A 19777-nucleotide genomic window follows, 5' to 3' on the forward strand; every position below is an offset into this window, starting at 1 on the left:
CGATGTTGCCGAAAACTCGAGCCTCCCCCTTGAGCTCTACGCGGTCGCTGGCCAGGACGTTGCCCACTACCTCACCCCAGATCACCACCGACCCCGCCCGGATGGTAGCGTTGGCGACGGCTTTCTCCCCGATGATGAGCACATCCGTGGTCGTGATCTCGCCATGGAACTTGCCATTCAGCAGGACAGTTCCAGTGCCGGTGAAGCTGTACTTCCCCTCAATCTCGGAGCCCTCGCCGATGAAGGCCATGATCCCGGTCTGATTGGCTGCGGGCTTACGCGAATTCCACAGCATGAGAAAGGTACCCCCCCGCAGGAGCAGGACCCCCTGCGACTAGCTCTGCTTGACCAGGTGCTTGTCTTTCACCAGGTGAACCAGAGGTTTTTCTTCCTCGCCTTCCGACTTCTTTTTCAGCTTGGCCACGTTACCGTTGAAGAATCCGCCTTTGGAGATAACCAGCGAATTCGTCTCGAGGTTGCCGTCCGCCCGCCCTGTGGGAGTGATCTCAACACTCCCGGTCGCCACCATGTTCCCCTCGTACTCCCCATGGATGATGGCGTCTACGGTCTGTACGTCGGCACGGACGGAGCCTTTGTGGCCAATGACGAGTTTCCCGCCCACCTTCAGCTCGCCGCCAATCTCGCACTCGATCTGAATCGAGTCGGTGATGTCGAACTTTCCCTCGATCTTGGCGGAGTTTCCCGCGATGGTCAGGAGGGTGGTTGGCACCGGGGAGTCGCCCTCGTGGGGAGATTCGGAAGAAGTATATCTTTCGGCGGTTGTGCGTCTGAGCATCGAAGCCTCCTTTTAGTTGGGTTCGGTCAGTACCTCTGCCTACGGAACACCCGCACGCTAGTATTGCTCCAGCGATTCCTCGCAAATCGAGCAAGAAAAAAGCGAAAGCGATGATGTTCGATGTTAAGGGGAAGCCTTGAATGGACAACTGCAAATTTCATGCCTCATTGCCCGATTCCACTGTAAGCATTTCTTCTAGCAAGATCAGGGTCCACCATCACACCCAGCAGGATCACCTCGTATCTGTTAAGGGGGGAGGGGACTGGTCGGCTCTGGTGGGAGGACTAGGCAGGTAAAAGAGGGGGATTTCCCTGCCATCCCATGCGGATTCCCTGAAAGGGCTCACGTCCGCCCATCCCGGTCAACCTGAGAGTCTTTCAGAGATGATGATAGCCTATCATCGCTTTCTTTTGCGGAGCAGCCCGTCGATACTGAGTTCCCCTCCGCCGGCCGCCGCGAGGAAGAGGAACACAAAAGAGTATATGGCCGCGAGCTCACCTCGATTCAGAAGAGGCCAGAATCCCTTGGGGGCGTGCGCCATGAAGTACGCGACCGCCATGAGGCCCGAAAGCACAAAGGCGACCGGACGCGTGAAAAGTCCGAGGAGGATGGCCAGGCCACCGAAAAACTCCAGGACGCCAGCAAGGCCCGTGAGCGAGAAGAGCGGCGCCGTTGCACCAGGTTGACCGCCGACCCCCCCAAACATGCCGAGCAGCTTCCGCGCGCCATGCGGCATGAGCAGGAAGCCGGTAATGATACGAAGGAGGTTGAGGGCGAGGCTCGGAATGGTACTGTCGAAGTGACGGCGCATCTGGGCCTCCAATTCTGGGGGTTGATTTTCGGTCCCAGTCTACTGGGCGTTGGCGCCCTAGCGCCGGAGGACGACATCAGTGCTCGAGAAGCTCCTCGTAGAGGGCCTCGTACTGAGGGACGACTTGGTCAGCGTCAAAGTGATCCAGGACTCGCTGGCGGGCTGCCTGTGCCATCCGGTCGTGTAACGCTTCGTCCGCGAGGACCTGGATGGCACCCTGGGCCATCCCTTCTACATCCCCCACGGGATAAAGGATTCCGCTCACTCCATCCTCGACCACCTCCGGCAGGCCACCAACCCGGCTGGCGATCACCGGCACCCCGCAGCTCATAGCCTCCAGGGCCGCCAACCCAAAAGACTCCAGTTCACTCGGGAGCAGAAAAAGATCAGCGAGCTTCATGAGGCCCGGAATGTCCTCTTGGCGGCTCAGAAAGACCACATGCTTCTCGATGTTCAGCTCTCGGACTAGGTGCTGGGCCGTGGTCCGCTCGACCCCATCCCCTACCATGAGGAGCTTCCCCGGGATCTCTTGCCGGACAGCTGCAAAGATCCGGATGACGTCGGTGACTCGCTTGACCGGGCGGAAGTTGCTGAGATGCAGCAGAATCCGTTCCCCCGGGCGAGCGAAGCAGTGACGGGCCTCCGCTTCTCGCCCTGGACGAAACCTGGCGCTATCTAGAAAGTTCGGGATGACGCGAATGGGCCGGTTGGGCTGGAAGGTCTGGCGGGTCCTCAATTCCAGGTAGGAAGAGACGGCGGTGACCTGGTCGCTCATTTCGATGGCGAATCGGGTGATCGAGTGAAGTGAGGGATCAGTACCCACCAGGGTGATGTCTGTCCCGTGCAGGGTAGTGAGCACCTTCACTCGGCCCCCCAGTGTCTCCCGGGCCAAGAAGGCCGAGACGGCGTGGGGGATCGCATAGTGGACGTGGAGCAGATCCAACCCTTCTGCCTGCGTGACGTCTACCATCTTGGCCGCCAAGGTGATGGTGTACGGGGAGTGCTCGAAGAGAGGGTAGGACATTGTCTCTACCTGATGAAAGAAGATGTTTTGCTGGAAGGTGGGGAGGCGGAAGGGGAGAGCGTAGCTAACAAAGTGAACCTCGTGTCCCCGTTGGCTGAGATGGATCCCGAGCTCTGCGGCAATGGCTCCGCTTCCGCCGTAGGTGGGATAGCAGGTGATGCCGATCTTCATATGAGCTTCTCGTTCATTGTTCAGGGTTCACAGCTAAATTCGAATTTCGAATGTCGAATTTCGAAATCCAGCGGTGGTCGGTTGTCGGTTATCGGACATCGGTCATCGAGTAACGGTGGTCGGAGGTCATCGGTCATCGAAATCAGCGAGATGCCCCCAGATAGATGAGTCGGTGATCCCATCCCGGTCCGTCGATGCTTGCGGCAATCAGGTCGATGAGGGGCAGGTCGTGACGACAGAGATACGGGATAAATCCGTAAACCCGCTCCTGGAGTTCTCCACCGGGCAGCAAGTGGGCCAGAACCCGGAGAACCTGGGTTTGTATCTCGTGGTTGCGCCGCTTGAACGAGCGGAGGAGGTCTCGCTCCACCTCTTCCATCTGCTTCTTGACCAACCCCTCGGCTGCGCCAACACGGGGAGTTAGCGTGGGATCGAGAGCCGAAACCATCGCCCCGAGCTCCTCGAAGTTTTTCAGAATCGTCTGGAGGATTCGCCTTTGCTTCGCCAGGAAGGTCTTGGGCAAGGAGCCACGAAGGACACGGCTCACGACCCTCTCGGAATCTCCCTGGAGGGCCGAAAAGGTTAGGTCATGTTTCTTGAGGAGTCGCTCGATTCGTCCCTCCACCAGGGTGAAAGTTCCCCGGGGGAGGAGGAAAGGCATCGGGATTTCGAAGTGATCGAAGACCCCCCGAAGCTGGGCGTAGTACGCAATCTCGTGAGGCCCGCCTACATGGACGAGCACGGGAAACAGAAAACTTTCCATCATCGGGCGGAGGACAACATTCGGACTGAAGTGTTCCGGTGCCGCTTCCACGAATTCCCGTAATTCTTCTCGGTTTCTCCACCTCCGGGTACCGGCCGTCGCCAATCCGTGATCTTCCCCTTTGATGGTATGCCGTCCCCCGTCCAGGTAGAAGAAGTTCGGGCCTTGCCCCCGCATCCGGAGCTGGGGACGGTATCCGAGGCCCCGAAGCTTCTCCCAGGCGGTTTGAACCAGCCCAGCCGAGGCCGGGGCCGTGCTGGTCTCCTGCTGGAAGAGGGGGCGCGCTAAGCCCTTGAGACGGGGATCGGACGGATCCACGACGATTAGCCCTCGCTCCGCGAGAAGAGTGCTCAGGAGTCGGCCAAAGGCGTGGACCAGGGTTGTCCCGGGGCTATAGCAGTCTCGCAGCAGTTTGAGCACGCTTTCCTGACACTGAGCCGAGCCCACGGCCTGCTCGAGAGCAGCGAAGACATCTCCGATCGTTGTTGAGATTCCGTGAGTCGCGGGAAGATCAGCTCCATAACCTTCGGTCGGGGTGTAGCGGAGAAGCGCCATCTGGTCCTGGTGGTCCGGCAATGAAAGGTGGTCGATCTCGGCGAAATCGGTATCCTCCGAGTCCATCCAGAAGAGAGGGAGACAGGGGACCCGCCACTGCGACTCCACCTGGCGGGCCACGGTTACTGCTGTGAGAGCCTTGTAGAGGGTATAGAGAGGACCTCCGAAGAGTCCAACCTGCTGACCGGCCACCACCATCACCGCCTGGGGGTCGCGCAAGCGCGCGATGCTCTCCAGAAGTACATTCCCCGCTCCCCACGCGCGGTTCTGATCGGTGAGGATAGCCACAAGCTGATCGCGGGGGTAGCTCCGGCTGGTCAGAAACTGAAGAAGCTGCTCCTGCGGCTCGCGAGGGTCCCATCGATAAAAATCGCGGAGTGCAGGCGCCCCTTTTAGATAATCCCTGAAGATAGGATTAACACGGGGGAGGGAAGCGACGTCTATGGCGTCAAATCGTACCCTGTCTATCATTGCAGGCTCGCTGAATGCCTCCCTTTTGTTAGTTGACAGACAATTCCTCACCTTAACAAGAGGGGTACGGGGTTGTCAACGAAGGGAGCTGACTCATCCTCAACGCCGGCACCAGACAGGGAGCAATGAGTCCCCTGTCGTGATGGAACTTTTGCCGGCGAAAGGCGTCTGACCATTGTTGGGAGGAAGAGTCTCTGACCATCTCTGGCACGATTATTGCTTTTTCCCCCAGCGGCTATTTCTCATTCTCACCGTGAGAGACCATGGACAGAGTTTTCGGAAACGAAGGGGGCTTCGAGGACAAGGAGATCGGAATTATCCGATCGACTCTCAAGTGGCGGGCGCGCCCGGACTTCTCGGTTGACGAATCGCGCGAAGAATCCGCACACAGTGTTCCTTCGGACCGCGCAAAAGTTCAAGAAGAGAAAGTCGCCTAGCGCGCCGAACACCCCACCCCGGCCCCTCGACGACCATCCAGCCATCCCCGCAAGGAGGGCGGATAATCCGTTCCTCTTCTCAGAGTCTACGTCCTTCTCGGAAAGGCTGCCCCAGGGCTGTTAGGTTCAGGTAAAGTGGCGGAATGTCAAGGTACTATGGCTTGACGCCCCCATAGGACCGTGCTATAGATGACACGGTATGAGTAGCATCAGTGTCATACATCTCGTCCTTCAAGCAGGGCCGGTGGCCAAGGGGGTCCTTCTCATCCTCTTGTTTTTCTCCATCGCGTCGTGGGCCATCACCTTCATGAAGCTCAGGACTCTTCGAGCCGCCGACCGCCAATCGGACGCTTTCCTTCACGTGTTCAAGACGTCCAAAAATCTGAGTGCGACCTACGAAGAGGCCAAGCGGTATCTCGGTTCTCCGGAGGCGGCTCTCTTTCGCGAGGGGTTTCGGGAACTGAGTTATCACGTGAAGGGAAACCCGCACCTGGGCGCCGATCCCGGGGGAACAGCGCCATCCGCGCCTCAAGGACAGAGTGGTGAGGTCCTGGAAGGGGTCGGCCGGACGCTCAGGCATGCCAGCCTGAAGGAGCTCTCCCAGATGGAACGCCACCTCATCTTCCTGGCCACGACCGGAAGTGTGACGCCCTTTATCGGCCTCTTTGGAACGGTCTGGGGCATTATCAATGCCTTCGTCGGAATCGGGGCAGCGGGATCCGCCAATCTCGGGGCCGTCGCCCCAGGGATTGCCGAGGCCTTGATCGCCACCGCCGCGGGCCTGGCTGCGGCAATACCGGCGGTCATCGGCTATAACTACTTCGTGAATCGCATCCGCGGCATCGGGACCCGGTTGGATCTGTTTACCATGGAATTTATGGGCCTCGCGGGGCGTCTTGCAGTGGGACGATGAGCGCGCAACTCCCTGGATCAGAGAACCGGCTTGGCGGCGCGCTGTCGGAGATCAATGTTACGCCTTTCGTGGATGTGGTGTTGGTGCTCCTCATCATCTTCATGATCACCGCGCCCATGATGATCCGGGGCATTGATGTACAGGTCCCTCGGACCGAGACCAGGAACGTCAATCCCGAAGAGCGCCTGATCCTCACCATCACCAAGCAAAAGGTTGTCTATTTAGACGATCAGCAGATCACCCTGGGTCGGTTGCAAAAGGTCTTGACCGGCCTCAAGAAGCGGAATCCCCAGGCGGCGATTTTCTTGAGGGCTGACGAGAAGGTTCCCTATGGGGTGGTAATTCAGGTGATGGACGTGGTGAATAAGGCCGGGATCGACCGGCTGGGCATGGTGACCGAACCCCTGCTTCCTAGCGAGCGGAGGCGGTAGGAGGATCGGACACCCATTGGAGATGAACGGGGAGGGGAAAGATTTTGCCGTTAATGTGGCCTTTTCCCTGGTGCTCCACTTTTTGGTCTTTGCCGGGGTCTTTCTTACTCCGTCCCTTTACAGACAACGGTTTCACGTGCCAGTGGCATACGAAGTAAAGTTGGTGGAGCTTCCGGGGGCTCGAAGGGCGACGCCATCCCGCAAGAAGGCGCCGCCTGTGAAGAAGGTGAAGTCCCCGAAGGCTTCGACTCAGGTTAGCCCATCCACCCCACCCCCGAAGAGGAAGGCGTCCAGGGCCAAATCGCAGGTCCGACCGGCTCCTCCGCAGGCGCAGGCGCTGCCCGGGAAGCGGAAGGTGACACGGAAGTCGCCTCAAGCTCCTAAACCCACCCCACCCCCACAGATCGCCCAGGCCGCAGTTCCGACCGTTCTGCCACCCTCCCGGAGCCTAGGAGGACCCCCAGGGGTTGTTTCAGAGAGCAGCGTAACCACCGAGAAGGATGATCCCTCTTTGAGCTACTATCTGACAGCGATCCAGGCGAAGGTGAGCAGCCGGTGGATCGAGCCCTCCTTGACTCTTAATCGAGGTCAGGTGGAGAGCGTGACGCTGGGCTTCACGGTATTGCGCTCGGGCCTGGTCCGCGGTATCCATGTCTTGGGCCCTTCGAAGAGTGTCTTCTTGGACCAATCTGCCCTGCGAGCGGTCCAGGAGGCAGTTCCCCTTCCTCCCTTCCCCCCCCTCTTTCCGGAGGAGACGCTCCTGGTGCGGTTCCATTTTGAGATGCGAGGAGAGTGACGGCGTGAAAGCCCTCCGACGGAGCTTCCTGGTCTTTCTCGTCCTGGTGGGCGGACTGCCGCCCGTTAGCGGGTGGACCCAGGTGGATATCACGGTCACGCGGACGGTGATCCAGCGCATCCCCGTTGCCGTGGTCGGACTGGCCCCTTTCCACTTGGAATCGGGCGGGGCAGATCTGGCGGCCCAGGCGAGCTCAATCCTGATGGATGACCTGGAGTTCTCATTGATCTTCGAGGTCTTGCCGCCTTCCTTTCTCCCGTTCGAAGCCCGGGAGGTCCAGTTGGGCACAGAGGAAGAGGTCTTGCCGCCCTTGAATAAACTGAAGGTCCAGGCTATGGTGGCCGCAGAGCTCACGATGCGGGGGAATGATCTGATCCTGGAGGGACGTGTATATAATGTTGCCCGAGGAACGTTTCTGGGAGGGAAGCGGTACTTCGGGGATGTCAAGGCCCTCAGGACCATGGTCCACCGATTGGCCGATGAGGTGGTCCTCCGGCTCACCGGCGAGCGAGGAATCGCCGCGACGCGGATCGCCTATGCCAGTAAGACGAAGCGTGCCACCGAACTCTACCTCATGGATTACGATGGTCGCAATTCTGTCCTGGTTACGGGGAACCGGTCCATCAACCTCTCACCCCGCTTCTCCCCCGATGGGAGGCTGCTGGCTTATACGTCCTATCGTGATGGCAATCCCGATCTGTATCTCCTCAACCTCGAGACCGGACGGCGGGACAAGGTGTCAGCTTTGCCCGGGCTGAACATTTCCCCCGCCTGGTCTCCAGACGGCAGGTGGCTGGCCCTATCTCTGAGCAAGGATGGGGGGACGAACCTATATCTGATGCGGCGGATGGGGGGGGGATTGCTGCGCCTCACTAACGGCATCGGGATTTCAGTCTCCGCCTCCTTTTCTCCTAACGGTCGACAGATTGCATTTACCTCGGACCGGGGCGGTTCTCCCCAGATCTATGTGATTGATATCGAGGGAACGAATCTCCACCGTCTGAGTTTTAAGGGAAACTATAATGCCTCCCCCAAGTGGTCCCCCCGGGGTGATAAGATTGCCTTTATCTCTGACCGGGGAGGCGGCGGGTTTCAGATCTACCTCATGAGCCCTGACGGGTCCGGGGTTCAGCAGATGACCACCTTGGGTTCCAATGAAGATCCCGCTTGGTCGCCTGACGGTCGTCATCTGGCCTTTATGTCAACCCGTGGTGGGAAGAAGGATATCTATTTGATGCATGCCGATGGATCGGGACAGAGACGGCTGACCCGGAATGGCTTCATCAATTTTGCTCCGGATTGGTCTCCCTGAGGTCGATCGGTGCCCTGGAGATACGGATCACACCAGAGAAAGGAGGAAAGGATGGTGAGAGAGGCGAGGGAGCTGCACCGGAAAGGGGTAATTGCTTCGATGGTCAGCTGGCGGGGACCTCTGTTGGGTTTGGTCCTCCTCCTGCCCGTGGCACTGCTCTTGAGCGGGTGTCCCAAAAAGCCCGAGGTCCAGACAGCTGGTCTGGCAGCGGTCGCTCCGGAGGAGGTCGTGGTAGTCGAGCCGGTCGTGGAGGAGGAGGTCGTGGTGGTCCCGGAGGAGGTCGTCGTGGTCGAGACAGAGGAGGGCCCGGTCACGATCCAGGATGTCTTCTTTGACTATGACAAGTCCGTCATCCGGCCGGATGCCAGGGAGGCCCTGGACGAAGACCTTAGGGTACTCAATGAAAATCCCGGGTTGCGCGTCGTGATCGAGGGGCACTGCGACGAGCGGGGGACCAACGAGTATAATCTGGCGTTGGGGGAACGGCGGGCAAAGGCGGTTCGCGGCTACCTGATGGCCGGGGGTGTCGATAGCGACCGGATCTCGACGATCAGTTACGGCGAGGAGCGGCCCTTTTGCCTTGGGCATGACGAGACCGCATGGCAATGTAACCGTCGGGGCCACTTTGTCGTGGTTGAATAAACGATTTTGATTTCCGATCGGTCTGATTAGAACAGGAGGGGGCGGACATTGCCGTCCCCTCCTGCGAATGGTGGTAGCCAAACCCTTCGTATCGGTGTTAACATGATGGGAGAGATGATGTCGCGTTATCTTAATTGTTCCCTCCTCGTTGGCGTCGCCTTGCTCACCAGTGCATGCGTGGTGACTCAGGAAGAGTTCCGGAGTCTTCAGCACGATGTGCGAGGCATGCGAGTCGAACTGAACGCCATAGCCCAAAAGGAGGGCGTCAGCGATGGGCAGGAGGGGTGGACGTCCGCGACAGATATGGTGGCTCGCCTCGAGGAGCTGTCAGTCGAAACCCGGATGATTCAGGGCAAGCTCGAGGAGAACAGCCACCGCCTGTCGGAAGTGAGCCAGCGGCTGGATCAGACCGAGCTGAAAGTGGCCCGCCTGCGGGGAGAACCGGTGCGGCCTGGGGGCACCTCTGTGGCGGGTCAGCTCGCCATTCCGTCAACTGTTCCCCCACCGCCTGGGGCGACGGCTCGACCCGGCATCTCGACCCCGTCGCCGACCGGCCAGCCGCTGCCTCCCTTGGGCCAAGGCGTTACCCCGCTACAGCACCCTGCCGCTGCCAGTCCGGGCCAACAGGTCATGCAGGGGTCAATGCCCTCACCGGAGAAAGTGTACCGGGATGGCTTGAGTGATTACACCAAGGGGAACTATGACCTGGCCATCCAGAGCTTCAAAACTTATCTGACTTTCTTTCCCAAGACCAGCCTGGTCCCCAACGCTCAGTATTGGCTTGCCGAATCCTATTACAGTAAGCGGGAATTCCTGAGGGCGATCCGGGAATTTCATAAACTCGTCAATAAGTATCCTGAGAGCCCCAAGGTTCCAAGTGCGATGCTGAAGCAGGGCTATGCCTACCTGGAGCTCGGGGAACCTGCTCAAGGGCAAGGAGTCCTGAGGGAACTTGTGGCGAGGTTTCCGAGATCCAGAGAAGCTCGGCTGGCCCAGGACCGCATGGAACGTCTCTAATAATAAGGTCTCCCAACCGTCCCCCCAACCCCGGCAAATCGCCTCATTTTTCCTTTTTCACCGTGATACAACGCGAAGCGTTGCCAAACGATTCACGATCAAGATCACGTTACCGTTCAACGGCTGATCACCGACGATATAGGGCAGCTCTTCGCGGAATGTTCCCCACACCTTCCCACCACGATGCCCCGCTGCGATGGCGGCAAGCGTGACAAGATCATCCCCCTGAATTTGGTGAGCAAATATAGCCTCCAACAGCGCCGTATCCGTCTGTGGCGACGGTGTAAACAGGGCTGCTGCGAGCACGCGCGCGGTCGCCAGGCGTGAGATGCTGTTTTGCTTTGCCAGCAAGCGCTTTGCGTCAGCGAGGGTGACTGCCACATTTTTGTCGATATCGGCGTTGAGAGCCTTCCCATTCTCAAGCGAGAGGACCGAGTAGAGTGCGCTGAGGTAGGGACCTGGACCGTCTGGTCTCTTCTTCAGCGTCTTGATGGCGGGAGCAAACTGCTTCTTTACGACCGCAAGCACATTTTCAGCGAGCATGCGGAGTTCTTTGTTTTTCGAATGTGTTCGTGCCGCCTCGCTGATGATCCACGCGGACCGCATAGTGACCCAGCTGTTCGCCCCTTCAACGATCTTTGTGATGCTTGGGCTCCCCCAAGCAACGTGAAGCTCGATCAGTGCCTCATCGTCTATCCGCCCTCGATAGGCACTTGCAAGAAGCTGCCATGAGAAGGTGTCTAGGGCGGTGAGGATCCGCCGTCGTTCATAGGCCGCCATTCGCTTCTTGCGATCCTCAGAGCGTTCGGCCCATCGCATCGAGACTTCCTTTTGCAGACGGCGAAGCGTCTGGAGTTGCTTGTGCGATGGTTGGAATCCCCTGGTATTCGTCAGATCCCATTTTGGGTCTCTTAGCGCATTGAGAAACGCCGCAACTCTGCCATGAATTTCCTTGTCTCCATAGACAAGGAGATGTGCGGGATCGATGAGCACGGCGGATCCTGGGCTCAGCCCAGACTCTCCCTTTTGGTTGATGACGATCCGGATGGCGTTGAGGAATTTCTTGACAGCTCGTACGGCTATTTCGTTCCGGACTGTATTGGGAATTTCTTTCTCTGAGGGTCTCGCGAGGTCGCCGACGACATAGACCCAAGCAGATGTTCCTGGCAGACGTCGCGATGTGCCCACCGTGATCGTATTTTTCTTGTCGATTCGCCAGGTCAGATGCGCTGGCGTGAGAAGCCAATCGAGTGCCTGGGCGACGGTAGTCCGACGAAGATCGAGGTATGTTACCCGGATCTCAGAGACGTTCAGCATTTCCGCGGCATCAGCCAGGCTCCCGGGTAGAATTTCTACCTTGAAGCCGGCGCCCCTCGCTATCGCCTGGATCGCGTCCTCAAGCGATTGATCTCGGATCACCAGATCGAGTCGCTTGGCAAGACCCGGAGTACGTTGTGCTCGATTTTTGGCAATTTCTTCCATCAGTGTTCGAATTGCCCCTGCCGCAGCACCGGCCGTGCCGTCGTCGCTCCAGGGGCTGACGGAGAGGAACCCGGCTTCGAGCACCAGTGCATGCTGAAACCGGAAGAGGGCAGGTTCGAGTTTGCCCTTCTTGTGAAGTTCTTGTGATCCTGCGAGGACCTTCTTTGCCTCTTCGTGGCGCATCTGAGCCCAGTTTCCAAAGAGGGGGGCGGTCATACGACGAGAGATGTCTCTATCTTCGAGTTGTGCTTCCTTGGGTGAGGCGAAACGCTGTACGTTCTTGGCTTCGCTCATGCTGAACAAGCCACCCCCACCGGCAAAACTCGAGGCAGCGGCCTCCCTACGCATCTGGTACGGCCTTCCCGTCGCCATCTTCCTGGCAGACTGAGCCGCTGGTGCATTCAGTTGACCACGTCCCCTGTGCTGTGTCGCAGTCCGATATCCCTTTCGTCTCATAGTTGGCACGGCCTTGTACGGCATGGGATGGTCGAGCCGGTCCTGGGCGATCGATTCTTCCTCGCCGAGCGGTCCAAAAACACCCTCGAAACTGACGCCTTCGGGCAGGGGGACAGGAATAACCATCCGCCGGGGCGGAATCAGCTCCTCACCGATCTGGGGGACTTCGCTTTGGTCCACGGCGACGAAACTGGTGTATTGCGTCATGAGGCGATAATCGAGCGCGATCCGGGTAATCTCCTGTACCACTTCAGGCGTGTCGCCATAGAACATCTGGGAGGACAGGTCTGCGATCTTGTTTCGGGCCCATACCTTGGACAGGACGCCGTGCTCTCGTTCCTCGGACGGCAGAGTCACATCGAGGGCGTAAGAGATCGGTTCGCCCTCCGCCAGTCCCGAGAGTTCGATCGTGGTACTTCCGCCGTCCCCGTAGCGGCCAAACAATATGACCGGTCGGCCGGCCCACAATTCGGGAATTTTCCGGGGATAGGTCTCGTACACGGAAAGTCCGTTCCAGTCGATCTGGATCTCTGCCAGTTGAGCGCGGTGGATGCGTTCGGCGATTTGCGTGACGAGTTCCGTCGGGTCAGTGCGTAATTCGATGACAGCGGACATGCCTCCACCCACCTTGGCGACCCCGTCGAGGAGGAAGCGGTTTGGCGACGAGCCGATGCCGAGGACCCAGAACCGGATCCGATCCCCGGCACGTCTGCCCACCTCCTCTATGATTTGGGCCTCGTTACCGATAAAGCCGTCGGTGAGCATCACGACGATCCGAACCCGCTCGGGATCAAGCGGCTCGCTTAAGACCATTTTGATTCCTTTGAGCATCTCGGTCCCGCCCCCACCGCGGATCCCCTCGGTGAAGTTGAGAGCGCGTGCAACGTTCTCCGCCGTCGCAGGGACGGGATCCCTAAACAGTTTGGTCGCTCGACTAGCAAAGGTGACAACCTGAATCGTGTCGCCCGCCTTGCTCAGTCTGAAAAACTGCCGCATCGTCTCTTGAACCTTTTGCGTCGGCGCGCCACTCATCGAACCGGACACGTCGATGAGAAACACGATCTCGCGCGGAGGCGCCTCGGCGAGTTGCTCATCGGTCTTTGGCTGGATCATGAGCAGAAAATAGCCCTGACCGGGGCCCTTGGAATGGGCCAACAAAGCCATCTCCGGCTTTTCCCCGACGACGGCGTATTTCATGACGAAATCTTTGTTCGGCACAGAGTCGGCGGGTGAGAGGGCTGCGACGGCGCGGGATTCATTGATCCGGTCTAGGCTCGCCTGGTGATTGACGATTTTGATGTCCTGAATTGGTACCCCGGCGTCAAGTCGAACGGAAAGACTGATATCATGACCGGTCCGGTATCCGGGCTTGAGCACGGGCGGTGTGATCCGAGATGCATCCTTGACTCTGTCGGTATCCGGTGACCAGCCGGTGCCTTTTGGATCAGGTCCCTCTGTCGGTCCTTTCACTGTCCCGACCTTGCCTTTCAGTTCGTCCGGCAAGTCAGGTTTTTTGGAGATAGGAGCACCGGGAATGTAGCGCGGACCCACAACCATGGGAAAATGAAACTCGTATGTGCCCATGTCGTACTTGAGGACATCGACGTACGAGATCTCGATGACGATTTCCTGGTGCGGCTTGATGTTGCTGACCGATTGCGTGAAGATGTTCGGCCGTTCTTGCTCGAGGAGACTCGCCGTAAGGCCTTGCGTGAGTGCCTGCTCGTAAATCGCGCGTGCTTCAGTGCGGCGTTTGATCACGCCGACGATCCGGCGATCACCGATGACCATGGTCATATCGTCCACGGCCGCGGTATGCGGTAACGGAAAGACATAGACCGCCTCGATCTTTTCATCGTATGGATTGAAGAACGTTTGTGTGACTTTTACACGGGCAATAAAACCAGAGATGTCCGCCTGGACATCCGTGTGTCGAAGGGGAATTTCGACAACGCCATGAGCCGTTTCGACGCGTAGAGCTCCCTGCGTGATGTCCTGTTCAATGGGGTCGACTTTAGGCTGTTCAGCCTTGGCCTGACCGGAGGCTGTCCCGCTGACTACGAACGCCGCGATGAGCACGGCGAGGAGCGAAAGATTCAGTTTTTTCACGGCCCGCCCTTCTAGAGAGTTTAAGGTCCTAGATACCTTGTGATCGTCAATTTTTCGGGTCTTCAACCAGCTTAGACAGCCGAATCGAGAGAAAGTTCCAGGCAGAAAATAGGAGAATGCGAAATCTTCTGGAGGAGTAGCAACAGTGCTTACTATCGGGCGGGGTACTGGAGGGACTGGGACCTAGGAAGGCGAGGGTTAGCTGTTCCTATCGGTAGTCGGTGGCCTCGGTAAAAAAGGTCTGCCAGACTGAGGTGGGTTGCGGAGATGTTTTCCTCATGAATCTCTGAGACCGTGTGGGAGAGAACGGTAGGAGAGAGGGTGGCTACTGGGGAAGGGGGGTCCAGGCCTCGGCGGCCGCGTCCAGGTTAAGCCAACGGAGCAGCGTGTGAAGAACAAGGAGACGCCCCTCGTACTCGTACTGGAGCCTCGAGAAACTCTCCTCCTTATTATCAGCCTTTCGGATCGGGGCGGTGACACAGACTTTTCCCTTCGCATGCCCGTCCGTCCCCTTGTGAATCATCTGAGGACTGTTCACGTAGTCGAATTCGAGAAGTTCGAGTGCAGGATAGGCACACTGCGCAGCGGCCCAGGTGGCTGTCCCCAAGACGACCACGAAGGCCACCACGAAAAACAGGATGCCTCTAAGGCCTCTCACCCGTTGCTCCGCCATAAGCTGAACCGATACAGTGCGTTGCACCGCTTAAGATGCCGGCTGCTGCTCCTCCATCAGTTTGACCACCTGTCCCTTAAGAACGTCTCCGCCGCGCTGATTATTTACTGCAATATCGATCGGGACAATCGGGGTTCCTTTCCCCTTTTGGGAGCGCCGGATCTGGTCCGGCGGCGGCGCCGTAGCCGAGAGACTGAGCTGGTCTCCGGCCTCGATGGGAAGGCCGAAATGAGACACCCTTACCGTGAGGAGGAGGTGGCCGGGCGAGCTTTCGGCCGAGGTCATGGCCATTGTTCCCAGGGCGAGCAGGGTGCTCACCTGGTGAGGGTAGAGGGGGCCAAAGAGGGCCCGGGTGGCTTTTACGAGCTCGACGTCTATCGCCTTGGTGAAGCTCTGCTGGCGGGGACTTGACGGGTTGGTAAAGTCGTAAACCACTGACGGAACGGAGGGGGTCACATCCTGGGCCCATTGCCGGACCCAGGGTAGCTCATCAGGGGATACGGATAGGAGGTCTCCAGACTTCTCGGGTCGCAAGGTGGCCGTCCCCTCGCAAACGACCTTCCCCTCCTGGTTGACCGCGCTCAGCCGGAGTGCCGCCCATCCTCCCTCAAAGACTTCCTGTACCTCGGCCAGGGGGATGATGGTGTCCCCGAAGTAGACCGGGGCCCGGAAGTGCGCCTCGAGCGACTCGAGGCCATAGGCAGGCACGACGCGGCCAAGGCCTGCCAGCATGCTGCTCAACGTGAAGAGTCCGTGAGCCACTAGTCTTTGAAACCGGGACTTCTCTGCATACGCCCGGTCCAGATGGTAGCGGTTCCGATCCCCAGAAGTCTTGGCGAATGCTTGCACCATCCAAGCACTCACCGAAACGGCATCTCCCTGCAACTTCTCCCCCGGGAAGACCGCCTCGCCGACCTGCTCCATCCCACCTGGTCTGAGCGCGAGGAGCAGCCGGTCCCGGGCTGTCACGTAGCGTTCCGGCTCGGTGTCGGTAAGCTGTCCTGCCTTGAGCGCCCGCTCCAATTGCCGGTAATAGATGCGGGCGGTTGCCGCATCCACGAGCTCGGGTTGGCCGGTCACCGGGTCGTTGTACGCAACCGCGCCCAGGTTCCGCTCTTGGTCGGCGGTGGCGTAAAGTTCCAGGATCTCGAGGGCCCGCTCCACGGAGTTGATCCATCGCGCCCTGAACGCTTCACCCCCCGGTCCTTTTGGCTGGACGGGTTGCTCGCCGGCTCGGGGGGGATTCATCACGGTATTGACGCGCTCGACCTGATCCGGTGTGACTATTTTCCCGTGAAAACCGAGATTGGCGGAAAAGAGGGTCTCCTCTTCCAGGTGTGCGGCGTCACTCATCGCATCCACGGCGTCGATATCCGCCGCGGCCGTGGCAGCCACCAGCGCTGACCGGTAGTAGTAATATCCTTTGGTCTTTGGATCGTCCAAGTCCTCCTTCGGTTGCACGCCCTTGAGGTCGAGGAGGATCCACATCATCCGTCGGCTCGCCGTCGCGACGGCATAGGCCTCACGCTCGATGATCTCAGGCTGACTGATCCGCGCCCCTAAGGAGATGGAGCCGACTGGGAGGCCGACCTCCCGCTCGGATCCGGTGAGGAGACCGGCGGCATGCCGGACAGCGCGTGGATGGTCGACGGCGGGCAGGATAAGGGCCTGGACCCGTTCCTTGAAAAGCTGGAGCAGTTGCTGAAGTTCTGTAACCGCCTCGGACCTCCCGAGGTCCATCTGAAGGGCCAACACCTGGGCGGGGCGAACCGCCTCTCGACACAGCTGCGCCAGCTTGCGCTGGGGCTCCTGCCCGTTAGATCCGGAGATGCCTTCGACGTCAATGATCACCATATCGGCAGGTGAGGCGAGGACAGCCCGCAGTCCGTCGAGATCGTGGCCCGCGACGGTAACCACCGATCGGCAGAGGGTCACGGGACGAGGGACGAAGACGAGGGGGGGGAGGATCGGTTTCTCCTCTTGCGCCAGTCGCTTGAGCTGCTCAAGGTTGAAAGGGGAAATTTCGGGGAAGGCGATACGCTTCCGGGGGATCGGGGGAAATTCGGCAGCCCGCCTGGCGATGCCTTCAACATGCGCGGGATGGACACTCCACTTGCGATGGATCCCGAGGGCAATGGCCCGGACGGTGTCCACTTCGGTGTCATCCGCATTCAGCTTCACGGTGATTCCCGTCCCGGCCGCTTTTCCCGTAGCCCGGGAGGCCTCCACGAGTTTGAGGAGCGGGTACCGCATATAGGTGTACTGCTCTTGCTGGACCACGCTGCGCCCCCCGGTGGCCGCCGTGTAGTCGACGACACCCAGGTTTGCCTCTTCCACGTCGGGGGCCACGGCGAGGATCTCTTCCGCGGTCAGGATGGCTCCGGGCAGCTCAGTGAGGACAAAGACCCTGTGTCTCCCTGTCACCCAGCCCCGTTCCTGCTGCAGGGCCCGGAGGATCTGGACGGCGACCCGTACGTCATCCGGCCCCTCGATTTTCGGCAAATAAATCCCTCCGATGAGGTCGCCAATTTCCCGGACTACCTCAATGTAGTCCCCGGCCGCCCACTTGGTGCGGAGATTGTTCGGCCGGATCAGGACCATCTGTTCTTTGGGGAACCGGCATTCCGGCTTGATCACGAAGTGTGCCCCCTCCCGGATGAATTGCTGCTCGAGCTGTTCCGCCTTGCCAGCCGGCAGCGCGTTGGCCTTGAGAAATTCCAGCTCTTCTTCCGTCAAGGGTAGCCCCCGATGGGCCCGGACCAGGAGAGTCAGGACGGTGCGGGCGACGTGCTTGCGGGTGGTGGCCACCGCATCTTCGAGGTCGAGGAGGAGGATATGAGCCTGGGACTGGGCCGCCTTCGTCATGAAATACCAGTTGTCTCCGGGGAAGACGTGCTCGATCGGTCGGGGGGCGTATTCCCAGGCGAGCTGCCGGGTTGCCGCCTCGCGGGTCGCAGCGGGGTCAACCCGCTTCATGGCTTCCCACCGCTCAGCGACGTCTGTCTCGGCCTGTGCCATATCGCCCCCAAAAGCCGTCACCACCTCGCTTAAGGCTCGATCATCCATGCTTTAGCCTCCCAAGACTCAGGATTTCTCGAAGAATCCCGTGTTGTGTCCGTAAAGATTGGAAAAATCATGGGTTGAAAAACGGGATTATATGCTAGTGAAGATCGTTGCGAGGGTCAAGGGAATTCCCGAACCAGGCTCATGGCCTGGTTCGCGGTTCAGGGTTGATGGTTCAGGGTTCAGAGTTAAGGGTTCGTAGTTCGTCATTCAAGGTTTAAGAATACGGAGTCAGGTATCGCTAAGAACTCTGAGCAATTGACTATGAAACTATCCACCATGAACCATGAACCGTGAACTGTGAACCAAATCAGTTTCGCGAGGCCTGACGCATCTGGAGGTGGCGGAGATGTGTGCCGATCGCTTCCCGGTCGTCCGCCTCCTTGACTGCCTCCAGATAGCCACGGAGGTCAGCAATGGCCTGAGGGATTTTGTTCATCTGCCCATAGATCAGGCCCCGATCCCTCAGTTCGGTCGGGGAGTGGGGATGGATCAACAACAGTCGTTCCACCACGCCGAGCGCTCGGGGGAAATCTTTCCGGTGCAGATAGATCCCCTTCAGGTTGTTCAGCGTCCTGGCCAGGATCGACCTTTTCGTCATCGGGGTGAGGAGTCCTCGATGGAAAGCGATCTTCTCCGCGTAAATGCGGTCTAGGGTGCGCTGGCAGTCCTCTTCCGAGAGGAGAACTCCCCGGTGGAAAGGATCGATGAGGATCTCGCGATCGGCCGTCTCGTATTTAACGATAAAGTGACCCGGCAGGCCCACCCCGACCAGGGGGAGTTCGAGGCGCCAGGCGATCTCCATATAGAGGATGGAGAGGGAGATGGGGATCCCCTTCCGACGATCGATCACCTCGTTGAGGAAACTGTTCTTCAGGTCGTAATAATCTTCGGAATTGCCCCGAAACCCCTCCTCCTTAAAGAGATAGTCGTTCAGTCCCTCGACGAGCTTTAACGGGTCGAGTTCGAGGCTCACCCGATCCTTGACCCGATCGGCCATGCGCCTGATCCGGTCGAGGTATTCCCCGATGTCTAGATGAGGATATTCCTCAGCGGCGATCAGCAGGGTCGCCTCGGCCAGGTCGACCTGCTCTTCCGACCGCGCGACCATGCCGGCAAACTGGGTTCGGATCTGCTGGATCTCTTCTTCCCGCTCTCGTCGCATTCGCATAATTAGCCAAAAAGGGCCTCGATCCGCACCAGGTCAAGATGCTCTAGGCTCTTCACCACGAGATGGGCAGCAGCGAGCTCCTGCGGCGGGTAGGAGTTCGCAACGGCGAGGCACCGCATCCCGGCGGCTGTGGCAGCGGCTACCCCATGGCGGGAATCCTCGATCACGAGGCACTCGGAGGGTTTCACGGGCTTGCCAGAGCCTAGCCGGTTCAGCCGGGCCAGGGCAGTGGCGTAGGCCTCGGGGTCGGGTTTCCCCTTCTCCACATCCTCGGCGGCGACCACGACCGGGAAGCATTCCCGGAGGCCGACCTTTGCGAGGATAAATTCGATCTCCTCCCGGAGGGCCCCGGAGGCGATGGCCAGAGGATTCTTCTGCGCGACCTGGCGGATGAAGCCTTCGACCCCGGGAAAGAGGGCGACCGAATCGGCGGCGTCGCTGAAAAAAAAGGTGGCCTTCCGTTCGGTGAGCTCTTTGAGTTCCTGCGCCGTCGCTTTTCGCCCGTGGCGCGATAGCACCGTACGGAAGCAATTCTTGTCATCCATCGCTAGGTAGCTCTGGGTGTACTCCTCCCAGGTGAGTGGGATCTGCTCCTCCTCGAGGACGCGTTGCAGTGCCTGGAAGTGAAACCGCTCGGTATCGACGATGACGCCGTCAAAGTCGAAGATGATCGCCCGTAGCATG

16 protein-coding genes are annotated in these 19777 nt (G+C 59.2%); 6 read left to right on the forward strand and 10 right to left on the reverse strand.

What is annotated here, in order from left to right; translation table 11 throughout:
• The 5 genes from O6929_01510 to bshC form a co-directional block, all read right to left on the reverse strand.
• On the reverse strand, positions 1 to 295 hold a 295-nt coding region (locus O6929_01510; protein ID MCZ6479072.1), incomplete at its 3' end, for a polymer-forming cytoskeletal protein.
• Between the two features lie 39 nt (positions 296 to 334).
• Positions 335 to 796 (reverse strand): polymer-forming cytoskeletal protein, encoded by a 462-nt coding sequence (locus O6929_01515; protein ID MCZ6479073.1) that lies wholly within the window; start codon positions 794 to 796, stop codon positions 335 to 337.
• A 397-nt stretch (positions 797 to 1193) separates the two neighbouring features.
• A complete protein-coding gene (locus O6929_01520) occupies positions 1194 to 1607 on the reverse strand; it encodes a DoxX family protein (protein ID MCZ6479074.1) in 414 nt (137 codons plus the stop codon).
• Between the two features lie 76 nt (positions 1608 to 1683).
• On the reverse strand, positions 1684 to 2802 hold the full coding sequence (gene bshA / locus O6929_01525; protein ID MCZ6479075.1) for an N-acetyl-alpha-D-glucosaminyl L-malate synthase BshA: 1119 nt from the start codon (positions 2800 to 2802) through the stop codon (positions 1684 to 1686).
• Between the two features lie 142 nt (positions 2803 to 2944).
• On the reverse strand, positions 2945 to 4591 hold the full coding sequence (gene bshC, locus O6929_01530) for a bacillithiol biosynthesis cysteine-adding enzyme BshC (protein ID MCZ6479076.1): 1647 nt from the start codon (positions 4589 to 4591) through the stop codon (positions 2945 to 2947).
• Between the two features lie 636 nt (positions 4592 to 5227).
• Here bshC and O6929_01535 point away from each other — a divergent pair.
• The 6 genes from O6929_01535 to ybgF all read left to right on the forward strand — a co-directional run bounded on the left by O6929_01535 (position 5228) and on the right by ybgF (position 10139).
• Positions 5228 to 5941 (forward strand): MotA/TolQ/ExbB proton channel family protein, encoded by a 714-nt coding sequence (locus tag O6929_01535; GenBank protein ID MCZ6479077.1) that lies wholly within the window; start codon positions 5228 to 5230, stop codon positions 5939 to 5941.
• Positions 5938 to 6372: an ExbD/TolR family protein gene (locus tag O6929_01540; protein MCZ6479078.1), complete on the forward strand. Its 435-nt coding sequence runs from the start codon at positions 5938 to 5940 to the stop codon at positions 6370 to 6372. The genes O6929_01535 and O6929_01540 overlap by 4 nt, the downstream gene beginning before the upstream one ends.
• 22 nt (positions 6373 to 6394) lie before the next feature.
• Positions 6395 to 7168, forward strand: a complete 774-nt coding sequence (locus O6929_01545; GenBank protein ID MCZ6479079.1) for a TonB family protein — start codon at positions 6395 to 6397, stop codon at positions 7166 to 7168.
• 4 nt (positions 7169 to 7172) lie between these two features.
• Positions 7173 to 8480, forward strand: a complete 1308-nt coding sequence (gene tolB / locus O6929_01550) for a Tol-Pal system beta propeller repeat protein TolB (protein ID MCZ6479080.1) — start codon at positions 7173 to 7175, stop codon at positions 8478 to 8480.
• Positions 8481 to 8531: 51 nt separating this feature from the next.
• Positions 8532 to 9122, forward strand: a complete 591-nt coding sequence (gene pal / locus O6929_01555) for a peptidoglycan-associated lipoprotein Pal (protein ID MCZ6479081.1) — start codon at positions 8532 to 8534, stop codon at positions 9120 to 9122.
• 117 nt (positions 9123 to 9239) lie between these two features.
• Positions 9240 to 10139, forward strand: coding sequence for a tol-pal system protein YbgF (ybgF, locus tag O6929_01560; protein MCZ6479082.1), 900 nt, complete (start codon positions 9240 to 9242; stop codon positions 10137 to 10139).
• Between the two features lie 57 nt (positions 10140 to 10196).
• Here the strand turns inward: ybgF and O6929_01565 are convergent, their stop codons facing one another.
• The 5 genes from O6929_01565 to O6929_01585 all read right to left on the reverse strand — a co-directional run bounded on the left by O6929_01565 (position 10197) and on the right by O6929_01585 (position 19776).
• Positions 10197 to 14186 (reverse strand): VIT domain-containing protein, encoded by a 3990-nt coding sequence (locus tag O6929_01565; GenBank protein ID MCZ6479083.1) that lies wholly within the window; start codon positions 14184 to 14186, stop codon positions 10197 to 10199.
• Between the two features lie 325 nt (positions 14187 to 14511).
• The gene (locus tag O6929_01570) at positions 14512 to 14859 is read right to left on the reverse strand and encodes a hypothetical protein (GenBank protein ID MCZ6479084.1); all 348 of its coding nucleotides are present in this window, start codon (positions 14857 to 14859) and stop codon (positions 14512 to 14514) included.
• Between the two features lie 30 nt (positions 14860 to 14889).
• Complete coding sequence (locus O6929_01575) at positions 14890 to 17925, reverse strand: aldolase/citrate lyase family protein (protein MCZ6479085.1); 3036 nt, start codon at positions 17923 to 17925, stop codon at positions 14890 to 14892.
• Between the two features lie 307 nt (positions 17926 to 18232).
• On the reverse strand, positions 18233 to 19093 hold the full coding sequence (locus O6929_01580) for a tetratricopeptide repeat protein (GenBank protein ID MCZ6479086.1): 861 nt from the start codon (positions 19091 to 19093) through the stop codon (positions 18233 to 18235).
• Between the two features lie 2 nt (positions 19094 to 19095).
• Positions 19096 to 19776: an HAD family phosphatase gene (locus O6929_01585; protein MCZ6479087.1), complete on the reverse strand. Its 681-nt coding sequence runs from the start codon at positions 19774 to 19776 to the stop codon at positions 19096 to 19098.
• Between the last annotated feature and the right edge of the window lies 1 nt (position 19777).

Source organism: Candidatus Methylomirabilota bacterium, from assembly GCA_027293415.1.
Classification (GTDB): domain Bacteria; phylum Methylomirabilota; class Methylomirabilia; order Methylomirabilales; family CSP1-5; genus CSP1-5.